The sequence below is a fragment of the Marisediminitalea aggregata genome (genome assembly GCF_900129565.1).
Classification (GTDB): domain Bacteria; phylum Pseudomonadota; class Gammaproteobacteria; order Enterobacterales; family Alteromonadaceae; genus Alteromonas; species Alteromonas aggregata.
Window position 1 is genome coordinate 282,531 of the sequence record NZ_FQWD01000007.1, and the last position, 17,808, is coordinate 300,338.

Genomic DNA, 17,808 nt, shown 5'->3' on the forward strand with positions numbered 1-17,808 from the left:
ATACTTAATAGCGAATTAATCAAAGATTAAGCTTGCATTTTTATCTCATGCTGGCACATTCAGTACTCGCGAGTGAAAAGGTTTTATCCTGCAAAAAAATAATCCACCGCTGTATATCAATTCGAGCACCGACAGAAAACATTATCCTTTAACTATGTGACAAGAGAGAACGCTTCCTATGTGTGGTATTTTCGGTATCTTAGATATCAAAACCGATGTGTCTGAACTCAGAACCCAAGCACTTGAATTAACCAAAACGCTGCGTCACCGTGGCCCTGACTGGTCGGGTATCTGGAATAATGACAATACCATCTTGTGTCACGAGCGTTTAGCTATCGTCGATGTCGACACTGGCGCACAACCGCTTATCAGCGATAACGGTCAGCAAATCCTGGCGGTTAACGGTGAAATCTACAACCACAAGCAGTTGGCTAAAGATTTGGCTACCCCATACAACTTTAAAACCCGTTCTGATTGCGAGGTGATTTTACCTCTGTATCAACAACGCGGTGTAGAGTTTATTGACGATTTACAAGGCATGTTTGCCTTCGTTCTTTATGACGAAGCGCAGGATTCCTACCTGATTGCCCGTGACCATATTGGTATTATCCCGCTATATACAGGTTACGACGAGCACGGTAATTTCTACGTAGCATCAGAAATGAAAGCCCTGGCGCCTGTGTGTAAAACAATCAGTGAATTCCCTCCGGGCCACTACATGTGGAGCAAAACCGGCGAATTAGTGAAATACTACAAGCGCGACTGGATGGAGTACGATGCCGTTAAAGATAACGAAACCAGCATCGACGACCTTCGCGAAGCGTTTGAAAAAGCAGTAAAATCTCACCTGATGTCAGACGTACCTTACGCCGTATTGTTGTCGGGTGGTTTGGATTCATCACTGGTGTCTGCCGTTGCGGCTAAATACGTTGCTAAGCGCGTTGAAGATGAAGACAAGTCTGATGCCTGGTGGCCACGTCTGCACTCGTTTGCCGTAGGCCTTGAAGGCGCCCCTGACTTACTGGCTGCCAAAAAAGTAGCCGACATGATTGGTACCGTGCATCACGAGATCCACTTCACCATTCAGGAAGGCCTGGATGCGATCCGCGACGTTATTTACCATCTGGAAACCTACGACACGACGACTATTCGTGCCGCTACGCCTATGTACCTGATGACCCGTAAGATCAAAGCAATGGGTATCAAAATGGTTCTGTCTGGCGAAGGTTCAGATGAAATCTTTGGTGGTTACCTGTATTTCCACAAAGCGCCGAATGCCAAAGAATTCCACGAAGAAACCGTGCGTAAGCTTGACCGCCTGCACATGTTTGACTGTGCGCGCGCCAACAAAGCCACGTCAGCATGGGGTGTAGAAGCACGTGTACCGTTCCTGGACAAAGAGTTCATGGACGTTGCCATGCGCCTGAACCCGAAAGACAAAATGTGTGGTAACGGCAAAATGGAAAAATACATTTTGCGTGAAGCCTTCGACAATGGTGATACCCTGCCGCCAGAAGTACTGTGGCGCCAGAAAGAACAGTTTGGTGACGGTGTGGGTTATTCATGGATTGACTCAATCAAAGATTTTGTTGAGAACGAAGTGAGCGACCAGCAACTTGCCTCTGCTGAATTCCGCTTCCCAATCAACACGCCTGACACCAAAGAAGGTTACTACTACCGCACTATCTTTGAAGGTTACTTCCCTCAGGAAACCGCTGCACGCTGTGTTCCGGGCGGTAAGTCAATTGCCTGTAGTACGGTTGAAGCCCTTGAGTGGGACGAAAGCTTCAAGAACAATGCTGACCCATCGGGTCGTTCAATGAAAGACGTTCACGGACAGTCTTAATTACGCATTGATACAGACACAAAAAAACCAGCGACTTCGCTGGTTTTTTTATGCCTGATTAACAGATATATACCGCTCAATCGTCGTTGACGTTTGGTGTATGCTTTTCCGGGTCAAACCACAAGGCTTTGTCATCGAGAGGGGTGCCCGGCGGCAACAGAGGGTTGTCGATATGAAACACTTTGCGATTGCCAATATCCACTTTTAACAACGCTTCCCGGTGGTGGCTAATAAAAATATTATCAAAAGAACCATCTTCTAACGCACGTCGCAGGCCTGTTTCAATCAGGCGTGCCATGGTCGGATTAGCGCGGTTTACGAAATAGTACATCGCCGTTGGGTAATGAATGACGAGGTCTTTCTCCAGCACGATGTCCGGGTCCAGAGACGAGTAATTGAGCTCATCGAGTACCTCACTCACTGCCCGCGGGAAAAAGTCGCCCTGGCGTAACGCTAAACGACTAAAAGCCTCCGGAAAGTCGGTTACAGTCAGTACGTTAAACCCGTTAGACTGAAGAATTTTCGTATCTGGCCATTCCGCGCCCTGCAAAGGAGTCAGTTTGGTTAACGATTGAAAATCAGTCACTTTCTCAAACCGGTCTTCCAGGCTTTGATTAATTAAAAACACCCGCCAACCAATCAGGCCTTTATGGATAGGAATGCGAATGGGCAATAACTCTTTCTCGCGCTGCGTGTCGGTCATCACCCACAGAATATTAATCTCGCGGTTTTCTTTTAGCTGACGAATTGATTTCCCTTGCAGCAAAATTCGCTCAGATGGCGTTAATGTATACCGCACACCGGTTTTGCTCAGTGCGAGCTTTAACAAAGTAAGGGGGTAGTCATGACGTTGATCGTTTTCGTCTATTGGCCGTGGGTAATGAATTGACCAGTTTGCTGCTAACGCACTTCCCGGTGCCATAAAAACACCCATAGCGGCAATAAACAATGTAATCGTCTTCCAGCTCATACGCTTTACTCGTTTTGACACTCTGTTTGTCAGCGTAACAAACATTCAGGCAATTCCCACATATTTATGAGTTTGCAGCGATAAGCGCCAGTTACGGTCAATGCAGGTTTTTATTGCCAGCTCTGTTGCCCTGGCCTGCTGACTGATGGGTTGTAAGCACACCACTTTATCCGTCAGGTCAATACCAGCTAGCAGCGCGTCCAGTTCGTCGACATGTTTTTGCATCGCAATCGGGTGTTTTATTTCATTTGCACGTTGCAGTGCGCTGGTGAGTACATCATAACCGCCTTTCATATTTACCTTAGGTGATACTGTGACCCAGGTCTGTTGAGCGCATTTCGCTTCAAATGTGCCACTGGTCTCAATTTGAGATGTAAAGCCGCGTTCATGCAACAGCTCGGTTATTCCTGTGAGGTCGTACATACAGGGTTCACCACCGGTTATGACAACATGTTTGGCGTTGTAACCTTGTTGCTCAAACAGCGCCAGCAAACCCAAATCAGAAATACCAAAGAAGCGTTCAGACTCTTCGCTTTTGTTAATAACAGCATCAACGCTGTCGATCAGGTTTTCATCGAGCGTCCAGGTGTGCTTGGTATCACACCAGGGGCACCCTACCGGACAACCTTGTAATCGCACAAAGATAGCAGGCACGCCGGTGTAGACACCTTCGCCCTGAATAGTTTCGAACATTTCGTTAATGTTGAGTACCTGATCTGTCAAATCTGTAATCCTGTCGTCTTGATAGTTGGGATTTTAGCAGGGATAGCTTAAAATTCCGTTATGTTTTCTATAATTATACTCCGTTATGTCTGAAAAAGTGATTGTGATCTACTCCGGTGGCATGGACAGCTACACCGTTCTGAACAAAGCCATTGAAGATGGAAAGACTCCCTATGCCCTGTCTTTTGACTATGGCCAGCGCCATAAGAAAGAACTGGATTATGCTGCCAACGTCTGCAAAGAGCTGGGCATCTCCCACAAAATCGTGGACATCTCAGCAATTAACAGTTTGGTTGGAGGCTCAGCGCTAACCGACGATATTGAGGTGCCTGAGGGCCATTACGAAGAGCCAAGTATGAAGCAAACTGTGGTACCAAACCGCAATATGATTTTGTTGTCTCTGGCTGTTGGCTATGCGGTAAGCATGGAAGCCAATAAAGTGTATTACGGTGCACACTCAGGTGATCACGCGATTTATCCGGATTGCCGCCCTGAATTCGTAGAAAAAATGAATGACGTTTGTGCCATTGCTAACTACGAAGCGATAGAAATTGTGACGCCCTACCTGAAAGTAAGTAAAACCGCTATCTTGACTGACGGTCTTCGAATGGGCCTGGACTATGGTAAAAGCTGGACGTGCTACAACGGGCGCGAACATGCCTGTGGTAAATGCGGCGCTTGTCAGGAACGTCTGGAAGCTTTTCGAGACAATAACGCCACGGATCCGCTAGAGTACGAAAGTTAATCACTACTACACGATATTACTTTTCGTCATACACTGACGAATAAGCAACACGAGCTCAAATAAAAACAGGCCAGACATTGCTGTCTGGCCTGTTTAAAACCTGACTTTACCGATTGCTGTCTGATTACTTCTGACTCTCGGTAATAAAGTAACCCAACTCTTTAATGCAGTATCGCAATACAGGATTCAGTCGGGTATTTTTACCGTTCATGACGAACAGCTCATGACTGAAGGTAAACAAGTTACCATTAGCAATAGGCACCAACCCCAGTGCAACCCCCTGCTCTTTTGCCATGTAATCCGGCAGTAACGCAACGTATTCACCAGTCATCATTGCTGACATCGCCGCATCAAATGAATCTGAAAACGTTTGGATGGCCAAGCGACTGTCGCCGTCAATGTAGTTAGCCGATGACAAACCCGAAATCCCGATTGCCGGGTAATCTTCAATGCGAATATTGTCGGGTAATGCATCAACGTCGCGGTATTTCGCTAGCGGGTGCGAAGGCGCACAATAAAGGCGACCGTTACACGAGGTACCTATGGTATGAAATGTGACCGACTCAGGTTTCACCATATCGTACGTAGACACTACTAGGTGGCACTCACCCGACAACGCCACGTGTTCCACTTCATTATATAGTCGGGTTTGAATGTTGACGTGAATATCGTCGAACTTTTTCATGGTGCTTTTTACTGCCCGGCTTACAGCCAGATGTATAGAGAGCGGCAGACCTGCCATCAACACCAATGTAATATGACCTGAATAATCATCATGCAAAGACTTGAGGTTAAAAACAAAGTTATCAAACGCGTTGAATATACGTTTGGTTTCCTGAAAGACTACCTCGCCTTCTTTAGTCATTTGAAAACCACCGCGACCGCGGTGACACAAAACCAGATCCAGTCGTTCTTCAAGCTTTTTAATTGCCGCGCTGATATTGGGGCGTTGCATACGTAACACCGGTTCAGCAGCGGTAAATCCATTACAACTTGCTACTGCATAAAACACCCGTAGCAACTTAATATCTGACTCTTGCAATCGATTTAACATGGTCGCACCGTCTTTTGTTTTAGGTATAGTTATTGATACTCAAACCATAATAGGCAGAGAAACCAACATTTACAATCACATTTTGAGCAGAATGTTTGTAAATTTTTAGATAACCCGCCCTGCTTGCAAAAAAGTCGTTACATACTGGCGCTAGCAATGGTTGCAGCAAGCGCGATAATCAGCACGCGTATGGAAGAAAATGTGTGAATACAGTCAGTATGACCAAGTTAATTCGAGTCGCACTTATTGCCTTAGTGATAACATGGCTCTGCACTTTCGTCATGCCCGGTCATCGGCAACAGATCGTCGAAGAAGATATTCAGTTGCGCGTCAAATCCCCTTCTTTACAACAAAAGCAAAAGATCTGCTTTAACAAGGCATTGACGGCCATAGAAAGCCTGACCGCTGATACCTGTATCGAGTTTGCTGTTAAGGAAAATAAACTGTACGAGCTCGTTATCCGAAGTATCGATAACAAGGTAAGTTATGCGTATACATTGGATAGTAAAGAAGCTAAGTTTGATAAGCGAGCTATAGAGTGGTTTGCTGAGTACGGGCCAATGATTACGCAAGCCGTATTTAAAAATAACGCTCAGAACAAATTAACTCTCATTGGTTTTACGCAATTGCGAAGTACTGAAAACGTTTCATTGTTTACATTTTATACAAAAGTAAATACTTATCTGGCAAACATGATTGATTCTGTAGATATTGCGAGGACTCAGATTATATGAAATTACGAAACCTGTAAGCTACACAAACGTGTAAAGCACTTTCCAATTGACCCTCCATACAGTTTAAAGCAGACTTCCAATTAAAGTCCTCTCACTCTACATATATCGAACAGCAAGTATCAAACATGCAAATAAAAGGATTAATTAGTTATTATCGCGAATGTTTCAAGGCAGATTCCAGCGATTTTAACTTGCGCAACCTGCTCCGTCTTAACAATGAAGACTTGCTGTTTTTAAGTGGTACAGATGAAATTGCCGCAGGTACTCTACATCGATTACCAATTGACCCAGAATACGGCAAAAGCCTATTTAAACGTATCGAACTATATCAACGTGAAAGAGTGCTCTTGTATGTCTCACTTTTTGTTTCCGGAAAACTTAAAAATGATGGAGATACGACTCTACTTTTCAGTCCATTGGTGGTTAACGAAGCTAAATTGGAATCCGACGAATATGGCTATTACTTTTCTGTAGAAACATCTTCTCCATCGGTGAACGAAGACCTTTTATCCTTATTGTTACCAGAGCAAATCGACTTATTATCAATCGACAACAACAGAATCTACGACCCAGCATTCTGGTCAGGTTTGTTAGCACACAGTCCGTATGAACTCAACTATATGGATGGTCTTAGATTTCCCTCATTAGCGTCAAAAACTGATGTAACCAATTCATTAAGGCGCAAAAATCCGAGCTTAATGCCGATTTCTTGTCTCGCTTTTGTTGAGCGTTCAACCAGCAGTCGAGGTATTCTCCATGAACTATCTAAGCTGGAAAACAACGATACACTATCAGCTCCCCTCTACAGCATTTTCAACAAACAAAAAACTAAACCGGGCAACTGTGCTGTAAATCATCAACTCGTACCCGGCACTTTGAGTGCTTCACAAAAGAAAATATTAGAGATCGCGGCCAACCAAACACTGGGAGTAGTTTCTGGACCACCTGGAACAGGAAAAAGTTATACTATTGCCGCTATAGCAGCTGAGCATTTCACAAGAAAACAGTCAGTTCTGATTGTTGCGAATTCGAATACGGCGCTTGATGTCATTGCTGACAAACTCTGTAAGGATTTCGGACTCGACAATTTATATGTAAGAGTAGGCCAAAAAGAAATCCTCAAGGAATTCAAACAATATCTCGACGATTTGTTAGCTGGTTATTTCGATCACTCTGAAGCAACTCAAAAAGACTATTATAAAGAACACCTGAACAAGTTAGTAAAACAAATTGAGGCACTGGAAAATCGTCTTTTACAAACATCGAAAAAGGCATTCAGTCTTGGAAATAGAGCCCATAAAATTGAGACTGGATCTGCCAATATTTGGGATAAACTAATCCATCAAATTAGTACAAACTCAATCCAAAGAAACCGAGAATTGTGGGAGTTATCCGAACAATTCAACAATCTCATTAACGAGAAAGAAAACCATACTAAACAATATTTACGTGCTGAAAAAGCAGAGATCATTGCAGACCTTCTCAAATTAGATAGAAAGGCCATACAAACTCTGAATAAGGCCTCTAGAGCAAGAACGTCATCCAAACAGCTGGAATATTTCGAATCGGCTAATTTTAAAAGTTTATTGAAGGGATTTCCCGTCTGGATTGTTACACTGAATACGCTCCACAAAGTACTGCCGTTTAACAGTGAGATGTTTGATTTGGTCATTGTAGATGAAGCAACTCAGTGTAATATTGCTTCCGTGTTGCCAGCGCTAAATCGAGCCAAAAGAGCTTTAATTGTTGGGGACCAAAAGCAACTCAGGCACTATTCCTTTCTTTCCAGAAGTAAACAAACGAATATCGCGAATCAGTTTGGTTTAAACAATACCGAAATGATGCTGAACTATCGCGATAACAGCATTTTAGATTTGGCACTTCACAACGTCACTACGCAAGAACAGGTCGCCTTCCTGGATGAGCATTTTCGCAGCCAACCAGAGCTGATTGATTTCAGCAATATCCAATTTTATAGTAATCGGCTAAAAATAATGCAACACCGTCCATGTTCAACCATCGGTCATGTAACTGTCTTCGATGTGAAGGGAGAACGTTCATCAGTTGGTGTCAATCAGGCAGAAGCAAAAGCAATTATCGATGAAATTAGTTCAATTATTTCTGAAGACGCCACGCAAGAAATATCCAGAACAATCGGCGTACTATCACCGTTCAGTAAGCAAGTTAACTATATTACTTCTCAGGTTGAAAAGCATATTGCTTTAGAGAATATACAGGCACATCAGATTAAAGTTGCTACGCCCTATGGCTTTCAGGGAGAAGAAAGAGACATCATGCTTTTGTCATTTTGTATCGATGAAAACAGTAAACGCGCTGCTGGCTATCTAAACAAACCAGATGTCTTCAATGTATCTATTACGCGAGCAAGACAAAAACAAAAGATTTATAAATCTGTTGATATTAACAAGTTACCAATAAAAAATTTGCTTCGAAAATATTTGGCATCTGTCGACAGCTTTATTATCGAGCACAAATCGAACCAGCAACCTGATGAATTTCAGAACGAGGTGATCACATCATTGCAACACCTCAATGCAGAATGTTGGCGCGGTTACGAAATGCTAGGTACCTATATAGACGTACTTGTCAGGGGCAAAAAGTCTTATATAGCAATTGACCTAATAGGTTACCCAGGTCCTTGGCAGGATTATTTCGAGCTCGATACTTATAAGGTATTAAAACGTGCAGGAGTCGACGTCTTACCTCTCAGCTATGCTCTTTGGTTACAAGATCGAGATGCATGCCTATTCGCAATTAAAAAAGCGATTGAATCTGAATAATCCAGTTTCTCGAAAAATGTGAGTTCACTATGATTTGTTCTGATATCAAAACTAGAGTCGGAGGCCTATTCCTGGCCCTATTCTGATATAAACTCGTACACCGATCACTGATCCTATAGAAATAATCAGGTAGGGGTAGTTTGTCTTTATCAACCTGGCTACAACGGAAAGAACTATCGCAGATACTCATTTCCGCCAGGGTGAGCTTTCACTGAACGTGGAGATGTAAAGCTGCTCCACCTTATCACGTGCCCATTGGGTTTTACGCAAAAATTTCAGTGACGATTTAACAGAAGGATCGCTCTTAAAGCAATTGACATTCACCCTGGCGGCCAAGCCATCCCAGCCGTAATGCGCTTGTAAGCGGGTTACTACAGCTTCCAGCGTCACGCCGTGCAAGGGGTTGTTTGGTTGTTCTTTAGTCATTGTTTTAGCAATACTCTATTCAGTCACTGACTACTATACGCCCCTCGTTAAGACAAGGTAACGACCTGCTTACGCAGCTGTTCAATCTCATCACGTAGCGAAGCGGCTTTTTCAAACTCCAGCTCACGGGCATATTCAAACATTTCTTTTTCCAACTCGCCAATACGGCCCATGATTTCTGTTGCCGAAGCGGCTTTGGCAGCCTGCTTCGACTCTGCCACTTTGCGCAGTTTGATTTTACCTGCCTGTGGTGCAACCGAATCTCCCAAATCCATAATGTCAGTAATTGGTTTGTTCAGGCTTTGCGGGGTTAAGCCGTTGGCCTCATTGTGAGCAATCTGTTTCGCGCGTCTACGTTCAGTTTCGTCTATGGCTTTGCGCATGGAGCCGGTAATAGTGTCGCCGTACAGAATGGCTTTACCATTGATGTGACGTGCAGCACGACCAATAGTTTGAATTAACGACTTTTCAGCACGCAGGAAACCTTCTTTGTCGGCATCTAATATGGCCACCAAAGACACTTCTGGCATATCCAGACCTTCCCGGAGCAGGTTGATACCCACCAGTACATCAAACTTACCTAAGCGCAGGTCACGTATGATTTCAATACGTTCAACCGTATCAATGTCGGAATGCAGGTAACGCACTTTCACACCGTGTTCGTTGAGGTACTCACTGAGATCTTCTGCCATGCGTTTGGTGAGCGTTGTTATAAGAACCCGCTCATCTACGGCCACGCGTGATTGAATTTCAGACAGCACATCGTCCACCTGTGTGGCCACAGGGCGTACTTCGATAACCGGGTCCAATAGACCGGTTGGCCGAACAACCTGTTCGACGACTTCGCCATCTGACTTCTCAAGCTCGTAATTGCCTGGGGTAGCCGATACATAAATTGTTTGCGGTGAAATATGCTCAAACTCCTCGAATTTGAGCGGCCGGTTGTCGAGGGCCGACGGCAAACGGAAACCATATTCCACCAGTGTTTCTTTGCGAGAACGGTCGCCTTTATACATCGCACCTATCTGGGACACGGTCACGTGCGATTCGTCGATAAACATCAGGCCATCGGCAGGAAAGTAGTCCAACAAGGTCGGTGGCGGCTCTCCCGGCGCCCGTCCCGACAAATAACGCGAGTAGTTTTCGATACCGGAGCAATAGCCCAGCTCCATCATCATTTCTATGTCGAACTGCGTGCGCTGACTTATGCGTTGTTCTTCCAGCAGCTTATTTACGCTTAGTAACTGCTTCTTGCGATCGGCTAGTTCGGTTTTAATACTCTCCACCGCGTCCAGAATTTTTTCACGTGGCGTAACATAGTGCGTTTTAGGAAATACCGTCGCCCTCACCACGTTTTTGTCTACGGAACCGGTAAGCGGATCGAACAAACTGATTCGGTCTATTTCATCGTCAAATAACTCAACTCTGACAGCCTGCTTCTCGGAGTCAGCCGGGAAAATGTCAATCACGTCCCCACGAACCCGGAACGTTCCGCGCTCAAAGGCCAGATCGTTGCGCTTGTATTGTAGCTCGGCTAAACGGCGTAATATGTCCCGCTGATTGATTGTGTCCCCCTGACGCAAATGCAGCAGCATTTTCATGTAGGACTCAGGATCACCCAAGCCATAAATAGCAGATACACTGGCAACAATGACAACGTCTCGACGCTCCATGAGCGCTTTTGTAGCCGACAAGCGCATCTGTTCTATATGGTCGTTAATTGACGCGTCTTTTTCAATAAAGGTATCGGTACTGGGAACGTAAGCTTCTGGCTGATAGTAGTCGTAATAAGAAACGAAGTATTCAACGGCATTATTCGGAAAGAACTCTTTCATTTCGCCGTACAGCTGCGCCGCCAGGGTTTTGTTGTGCGCTAGCACTAACGTTGGGCGTTGTACCTGGTTGATGATGTTCGCCATTGTGAAGGTTTTACCTGAACCGGTTACCCCCAGAAGGGTTTGTTGGGCAAGGCCACTCTCCAGACCATCGACCAACGCCTCTATGGCCTTGGGCTGATCGCCGGCGGGTTCATATTTTGAGACCAGTTCAAAACCTTTCGTCATGATGCGTTACCTGCTAATCAGTTTGAGTTTCTAATACACGTAAAGATCGACGGAACCAATACATGGATACCATAGCCATACACAGATTGGCGGCAACGGCACCAGCAAAGATACCCGTAAGATCAAACACCCACCCCATGGCTACCGTGATGGGCACAAAAAACACAAACAATCGAATAATGCTCAGTGTGAGTGCCGACATGGGCAAATGACACGCGTTCAGCGAGGAGTTTGTCAATATTATGATGCCCTGCAATCCGTACCCAAAGGGTACAATTAACAGGAACAGTTGGATCAATTCGGCCACCGCCTGTTCTTTGGCGAATAGCGCCGCAATCAAGCCTGACAGCAGCCATAACAGTATACTTACCAACAACTGCCAACCCATCACAAATTTTACCGCCAGCCAATAAGCCTGTTTTACGCGGTCAAATTTATTAGCCCCCAGGTTCTGACTAATAAAGGGTGGCAACGTCATCGATAACGCCAACACAAGTATAGTGGTAAATGACTCTAACCTGCTCCCTACTCCCCATGCCGCGACGGCTTCCTCGCCATAGCCCGCGACCACCCGGGTAAGAATGGCCCCGGCAATTGGCGTTAGCATATTAGCCCCGGCAGCAGGTAATGCGATATGAAGGATTGAACGGCTGCTGACCATGAATTCTTTTGGGGTCAGCAAGCGCGGAAGAATGTAGCCGCGCTGTTTAGCCAGCAAGTACAAAATCCAGATTGAACAAATGATCCAGGAAATCAACGTAGACAGCGCTGCACCGCCAATGCCCATTTCCGGTATTGGTCCAACGCCGAATATAAGAATCGGGTCGAGTACTGCATTTATGCCGCCGCCAGTCGCCATAATAATGCTTGGCGTCTTGGTATCGCCTCTGGCCCGCAATACACTGTTTCCAACCATGGGAATCGCCAGGAACACGGAGGCAAAATACCAGATGTACATATAATCCTGAATAAATGGCATCAGGTTATCCTGAGCGCCAAGCAGCGAAAAAATAGGCACAACAGTGAAGCCGCCTATAATAGCCAGTATGCCGACTAATAAAGATGACAGCATAATGGCACCGGAACCGGTTTCCCGCGCATTATCCTGATTTCCCTGTCCGGCGAGTCGCGCAATGACAGCCGATGTGCCTACTCCCAACCCAATATTCAGGCTGATCAGCGTAAACGTAACAGGAAACGTAAAACTGATTGCGGCAAGCGGCTCGGTACCAAGCAAACTAACAAAGAAGGTATCTACCAGTCCGAAGCTCATCATCATGATCATGCCAACAATCATCGGCACCGTCATACGCTTTAGCGTTTGACTGATATCGCCATTTATAAGATCTCTGGACTTGTTGTTCGCTGCTGACATGGTTTATTCACACATTTCGGGATGAACTGAAGCGCGGGCGGCAATCTATCAACCATCCGAACTTTCGCAGATTTAAAATAAAGGATTTATTGTACTGGAGTGCTGTAAATAACAACAGTATTTTATCGTTTAATTAATTTTACGCACCGAATAATGCAATTCATCGCATTTTTATCACTTAAGGCGTCAATAACGGAATCTTATTTGTTCAATTGAACAGGGATTCACGATTAAAGCGTATTTTATGCCACCGATAGCGCGTGTAACTTATTAAATACACTTAATCCAGCCCAGATTACATAAGCCTACCCTGTCATCGATACTCAACCACTTGGCCCTTTGTGTAAACAGTTTGTTAAACTGTCGATTTTTCAGACCAACTGGTGAATGAGTAACACACAAGTATTCGACTGATCATTTTGGTGCATAAAACATTGACACCGTGTTACACAATTGTGCAAAAGTCATTTTAAAAAATTATAAAACAATGAGTTACAGCAGTTTGAGCATGGCAGAAATATGACGATATTTTGACATGTGACCATCACGACTCGCAATGAAACACATCTATCAACATAGTTATCCACAGAATTCGTGGATAAGTCTCATAGAGCCAGTATTGGCGCGGCTTCACGCCAGATCGAGGAAATTTTATGTAAGTAACGACTAACCTTCTAACTTCACACATTAGGTTACAGATTTATGAAAAGCTGTACGTAAGCACAGTATTCAACGTTTTTTTAATAGCTTTTAGGCATAAAAATATAAGTTTATATTCTTTTTGCGATTTTTAACTTAAAGCTGACGGTATTACCTATAACTAATCTATTATTTTTCATGTAATTAGCGTTATTCACAGCCAGCAAAGTTTAAAAAACAGCCAGTTTAGCGTGAAATTGTATTAAAGATCGCCAAAAAGACATTTTTTAAGCAAACGAAATAAAAATATAACGAAGTATATTGACACATCATCGTTACCTCATTAATATTCGCAGCCGTTGAAACACAGGTCCCCCTTAGCTCAGTTGGTTAGAGCGACGGACTGTTAATCCGCAGGTCCCCCGTTCGAGTCGGGGAGGGGGAGCCAAGTTTCAATGACCACAGATAGTTCCCCCTTAGCTCAGTTGGTTAGAGCGACGGACTGTTAATCCGCAGGTCCCCCGTTCGAGTCGGGGAGGGGGAGCCAAATCTGGCTCCATTACACTGAGTTCCTCAGTAAAATCTCCAAGTTCCGAATTTCCAATGTAAAAGTTGACACGCTGTTTTGTCTATTCAACATCAGCTATAGATCAGTCAGCGCAAATTTCCAGTATACGTTTTTAATTATGCGAAAAATAAGAGATAATACCGCGATTACGCATACGCTCTTTTGTCTTTTTATTCACTGGCTTGATTGGTAATACTGAATCTCGATGACTGAATTTTTCCTGCTTCTTATCAGTACTGTGTTAGTCAACAATTTTGTACTGGTTAAATTCCTGGGTCTGTGTCCCTTTATGGGGGTCTCCAGTAAACTGGAAACGGCCATAGGTATGTCGATGGCAACGACATTTGTTCTGACACTGGCGTCCGTATGCAGCTACCTGGTGGAAACCTATTTATTACAGCCGTTGGGCATTACCTTCTTACGCACAATCAGCTTTATTCTGGTTATTGCCGTCGTTGTGCAATTTACTGAAATGGTGGTGCATAAAACCAGCCCTACCCTTTATCGTTTGTTAGGGATTTTCCTGCCGCTTATTACCACCAACTGCGCGGTTTTGGGTGTTGCATTGCTAAACCTGACCGAACAGCACAACCTGATTCAAAGCATAATTTACGGCTTTGGTGCCGCTGTAGGATTCTCACTGGCCATGATCTTGTTCGCCGCCATGCGGGAACGCCTGGCCGCTGCTGACGTCCCGACTCCGTTCAAAGGGGCTTCCATTGCAATGATTACCGCCGGCTTGATGTCACTTGCCTTTATGGGCTTTAGCGGACTGGTGAAAGTGTAATGATGATTGCAGCACTACTCGCCCTTGGGCTATTGGCACTGGGATTCGGTTTGGCACTTGGCTACGCCGCTATTCGCTTTCATGTTGAAGGTGACCCGCTGGTAGAACAAATTGACCAGGTATTGCCACAAACACAATGTGGTCAGTGTGGTTACCCCGGTTGCCGCCCGTACGCTGAAGCCATTGCCAATGGTGACGACATTAACAAGTGTCCACCGGGCGGCGAAGCGACCATTAAGCAGTTAGCAGATTTGATGGGGGTTGAGGCCAAGCCATTAGATGCCGCACACGGTGAAGAAAATGCGCCTAAGGTCGCCTACATTCGCGAAGATGAGTGTATTGGTTGTACAAAATGTATCCAGGCCTGCCCGGTCGACGCCATTGTTGGTGCAGCAAAACAAATGCACACTGTGATAACCGATGCCTGTACCGGCTGTGACTTATGTGTAGAGCCCTGCCCTGTAGACTGCATTGATATGGTGACGGTAAATCCTACGACGGCGTCCTGGCAATGGGACTTTGCACAAACGCCGCGAGGCGATATACCGGTGAAAGTGATTTCCTGATATGCCAAACGATTTTTCTCAAATACTTCAACGTCTTGATTCACAAAAGCTCTGGGACTTCCCCGGCGGCGTGCACCCTGACGGACGCAAGCATTTATCTAACCAATCAGCTATTGGTACTTTGCCGCTACCACAGACATTGGTAATTCCGGTGCGTCAGCACATTGGTACTGCAGGCAGTTGTTTGGTAGCGCCTGGCGATCAGGTATTAAAAGGTCAGACGCTGACACAAAGCCCGCACCCTTTTACGGTACCAGTACACGCACCGACCTCGGGCGAAGTGATAGCTATTGAAGAGCGCACCACAGCGCATCCTAGTGGTCTGCCGGAGCTGTGCGTCGTTATCAAGCCGGATGGGCAAGAACAGTGGGCACCACTGAACCCGATAAAAGATTATACCCAGGCAGAACCGTCATCCCTGGTTGCTGCTATTTGCGATGCGGGCATTGCCGGTATGGGCGGCGCAGGCTTCCCGACTCACATTAAATCGACAGCCAGAAAAGCTGTCGAGTTTTTGATTATCAATGGTATTGAGTGCGAGCCCTATATCACGTCAGACGACAGACTAATGCGTGAGCACGCCTGGCAAATCCGGCAAGGAATCGATATTTTACGCCACTTGCTGTCACCGAAAGTAACGATCATTGGCGTCGAGGATAACAAACCTGAAGCCTTCGATGCTTTGAGTAAAGTGTGCGAAGACTGCCCGCATATTCGTGTTGTGTCCATACCCACGAAATACCCCGCTGGGGGCGAAAAACAGCTTATTCAGGTGCTGACTGGTCGTGAAGTGCCTCGCGACGGGCTGCCTGCGGATATCGGCGTCATGATGTTTAATGTGGGCACCTGTTTTGCCATTGCTGACGCTATTTTGTATGGCAAACCTCTGATTCAGCGAGTCGTCACACTAACTGGCGAAGCCCTTCAGCATCCGCAAAACGTATGGGCTCTTATCGGCACCCCGATACAAGCGCTATTAGCGCATGGCCAATATCAGCCCAAACGACAGGCAACGCCCACAGTTATTATGGGCGGGCCAATGATGGGGTTCACACTGCCTTCCGTCGATGTCCCTGTGGTTAAAACCACAAACTGTATTTTAGTACCGGCCAAGAAAGAGCTGCGTATTAATCAGCGGGAACTGGCCTGTATCCGCTGCAGCGCGTGTGCAGATGCCTGTCCGGCCAGCCTGCTGCCACAACAGCTGTACTGGCACAGCAAAGCCGGAGAGCTGGATAAAGCCGAAGAGTACAACTTGTTCGACTGTATTGAATGTGGTGCCTGCGCCTATGTTTGCCCAAGTGAAATTCCCCTTGTGCATTATTACCGCAAAGCTAAATCGCAAATTCGCATTCAGAAAGACGAAAAAGATAAAGCCGAAAAATCGAAGCAACGTTTTGAAGCACGCAAAGCGCGTCTGGAACGCGAAAAAGAAGAGCGGGAAGCGAAGCACAGACAAGCTGCGGAAGCCCGTAAACAAGCTATGCAGGCTCAACAAAACAAGGCTACAGCGGCAACTGAAGGCACCAGTGCGAATCCGGCAAAAGACAAGGTCGCTGCCGCATTAGCGAGAGCGAAAGCAAAAAAAGCTGCTCAGCAATCAGCGCCAATAGCAGAAAACCAGGCTGCAGCCGACGCTGCAATGCCTGACACGTCGGCCACCGATACCAAACAAGACAAAGTAGCAGCCGCCATTGCCAGAGCCAAGGCAAAGAAAGCGCAACGTGCAAACGAGACAGCAGAGTCAGCACAACCGGATACCGACACGCAAACGCCAGAGACGACAGCTGGCCATGATGCCAATGCAGAGCGAAAGGCAAAGGTTGCGGCAGCAATAGCGCGAGCGAAAGCGAAAAAAGCAGCGGCACAACAAGGTGAAGTATCAGAGGTATCTGACGAAGCGGAACTGCCTGATACGCCAGCAGACACTGCAGATTCAGATACCGAAGCACTGAGCCCGGAAGCCCAGCGCAAAGCCAAAGTCGCCGCAGCCGTTGCCCGTGCAAAAGCCAAGAAAGCGGCAGCAGAAAAAGCATCTACAGACGAGACTGAAACACCAGAAGTATCGGCAGACGCAGAACAATCGGTTACACAATCAGACACGGCTGCGTCAGACGCCGAAGCACTGAGCCCGGAAGCTCAGCGCAAGGCGAAAATTGCCGCCGCGGTTGCTCGCGCCAAAGCCAAAAAAGCGGGTTCAGAAAAAGCATCTACAGACGAAACTGAAACACCAGAAGTATCGGCAGTCGCAGAACAGTCTGATACGTCAGCAGACACGGCTGATGGAGACGCCAAAGCACTGAGTCCGGAAGCTCAGCGCAAAGCCAAAATTGCTGCTGCGGTTGCTCGTGCAAAAGCCAAAAAAGCGGCTTCAGAAAAAGCATCTGCGGACGAAACTGAAACACCAGAGGTATCGGCAGACGCAGAACAATCGGATACGTCAGCAGACACGGCTGAGTCAGATACCGAAGCTCTTAGCCCTGAAGCTCAGCGCAAAGCAAAAATTGCCGC

13 protein-coding genes and 2 tRNA genes are annotated in these 17,808 nt (G+C 46.0%); 9 read left to right on the forward strand and 6 right to left on the reverse strand.

From position 1 onward, the window contains the following. Positions 1–178 precede the first annotated feature (178 nt). Entirely contained in the window at positions 179–1,846 is a 1,668-nt protein-coding gene (gene asnB / locus BUB81_RS19765) for an asparagine synthase B (protein WP_073325084.1), read from the forward strand. A 76-nt stretch (positions 1,847–1,922) separates the two neighbouring features. On the opposite strand, the gene BUB81_RS19770 is transcribed toward asnB, so the two are convergent. Beyond that, a complete protein-coding gene (locus BUB81_RS19770) occupies positions 1,923–2,816 on the reverse strand; it encodes a type 2 periplasmic-binding domain-containing protein (RefSeq protein ID WP_073325104.1) in 894 nt (297 codons plus the stop codon). Positions 2,817–2,861: 45 nt separating this feature from the next. Further along, a complete protein-coding gene (gene queE / locus BUB81_RS19775) occupies positions 2,862–3,509 on the reverse strand; it encodes a 7-carboxy-7-deazaguanine synthase QueE (protein ID WP_073325105.1) in 648 nt (215 codons plus the stop codon). Between the two features lie 115 nt (positions 3,510–3,624). Between queE and queC the strand changes: the two genes are divergently transcribed. Beyond that, positions 3,625–4,284, forward strand: a complete 660-nt coding sequence (gene queC, locus BUB81_RS19780; RefSeq protein ID WP_073325085.1) for a 7-cyano-7-deazaguanine synthase QueC — start codon at positions 3,625–3,627, stop codon at positions 4,282–4,284. 124 nt (positions 4,285–4,408) lie between these two features. Here queC and BUB81_RS19785 read toward each other — a convergent pair whose 3' ends face one another. Then, positions 4,409–5,338 carry a LysR family transcriptional regulator gene (locus BUB81_RS19785; RefSeq protein WP_073325086.1) on the reverse strand — a complete coding sequence of 310 codons (930 nt, stop codon included), beginning with the start codon at positions 5,336–5,338 and terminating at the stop codon, positions 4,409–4,411. A 203-nt stretch (positions 5,339–5,541) separates the two neighbouring features. On the opposite strand from BUB81_RS19785, the gene BUB81_RS19790 reads away from it, so the two are divergent. Together BUB81_RS19790 and BUB81_RS19795 are read left to right on the forward strand one after the other, a co-directional pair. Further along, positions 5,542–6,072 (forward strand): hypothetical protein, encoded by a 531-nt coding sequence (locus BUB81_RS19790; RefSeq protein WP_139241645.1) that lies wholly within the window; start codon positions 5,542–5,544, stop codon positions 6,070–6,072. Positions 6,073–6,197: 125 nt separating this feature from the next. Further along, entirely contained in the window at positions 6,198–8,873 is a 2,676-nt protein-coding gene (locus BUB81_RS19795) for a DEAD/DEAH box helicase (protein ID WP_084526756.1), read from the forward strand. A gap of 186 nt (positions 8,874–9,059) precedes the next feature. Here the strand turns inward: BUB81_RS19795 and BUB81_RS19800 are convergent, their stop codons facing one another. From BUB81_RS19800 to BUB81_RS19810, 3 genes are read right to left on the reverse strand one after another with little or no spacing between them, the layout of a single operon-like run. Then, positions 9,060–9,299, reverse strand: a complete 240-nt coding sequence (locus BUB81_RS19800) for a VF530 family protein (RefSeq protein ID WP_073325088.1) — start codon at positions 9,297–9,299, stop codon at positions 9,060–9,062. A 47-nt stretch (positions 9,300–9,346) separates the two neighbouring features. Next, complete coding sequence (gene uvrB, locus BUB81_RS19805) at positions 9,347–11,362, reverse strand: excinuclease ABC subunit UvrB (protein WP_073325089.1); 2,016 nt, start codon at positions 11,360–11,362, stop codon at positions 9,347–9,349. Between the two features lie 13 nt (positions 11,363–11,375). Next, on the reverse strand, positions 11,376–12,737 hold the full coding sequence (locus BUB81_RS19810) for an MATE family efflux transporter (protein ID WP_084526757.1): 1,362 nt from the start codon (positions 12,735–12,737) through the stop codon (positions 11,376–11,378). Between the two features lie 1,010 nt (positions 12,738–13,747). On the opposite strand from BUB81_RS19810, the gene BUB81_RS19815 reads away from it, so the two are divergent. The 5 genes from BUB81_RS19815 to rsxC form a co-directional block, all read left to right on the forward strand. Beyond that, positions 13,748–13,824: transfer RNA gene (locus tag BUB81_RS19815), tRNA-Asn, on the forward strand. 22 nt (positions 13,825–13,846) lie between these two features. After that, positions 13,847–13,923: transfer RNA gene (locus tag BUB81_RS19820), tRNA-Asn, on the forward strand. A 226-nt stretch (positions 13,924–14,149) separates the two neighbouring features. Continuing rightward, positions 14,150–14,731, forward strand: a complete 582-nt coding sequence (rsxA, locus tag BUB81_RS19825; RefSeq protein WP_073325090.1) for an electron transport complex subunit RsxA — start codon at positions 14,150–14,152, stop codon at positions 14,729–14,731. Positions 14,732–14,733: 2 nt separating this feature from the next. Then, positions 14,734–15,297, forward strand: coding sequence for an electron transport complex subunit RsxB (gene rsxB, locus BUB81_RS19830; protein WP_073325108.1), 564 nt, complete (start codon positions 14,734–14,736; stop codon positions 15,295–15,297). Between the two features lies 1 nt (position 15,298). Beyond that, a partial coding sequence (rsxC, locus tag BUB81_RS19835; RefSeq protein WP_073325091.1) for an electron transport complex subunit RsxC occupies positions 15,299–17,808 on the forward strand: 2,510 nt, incomplete at its 3' end.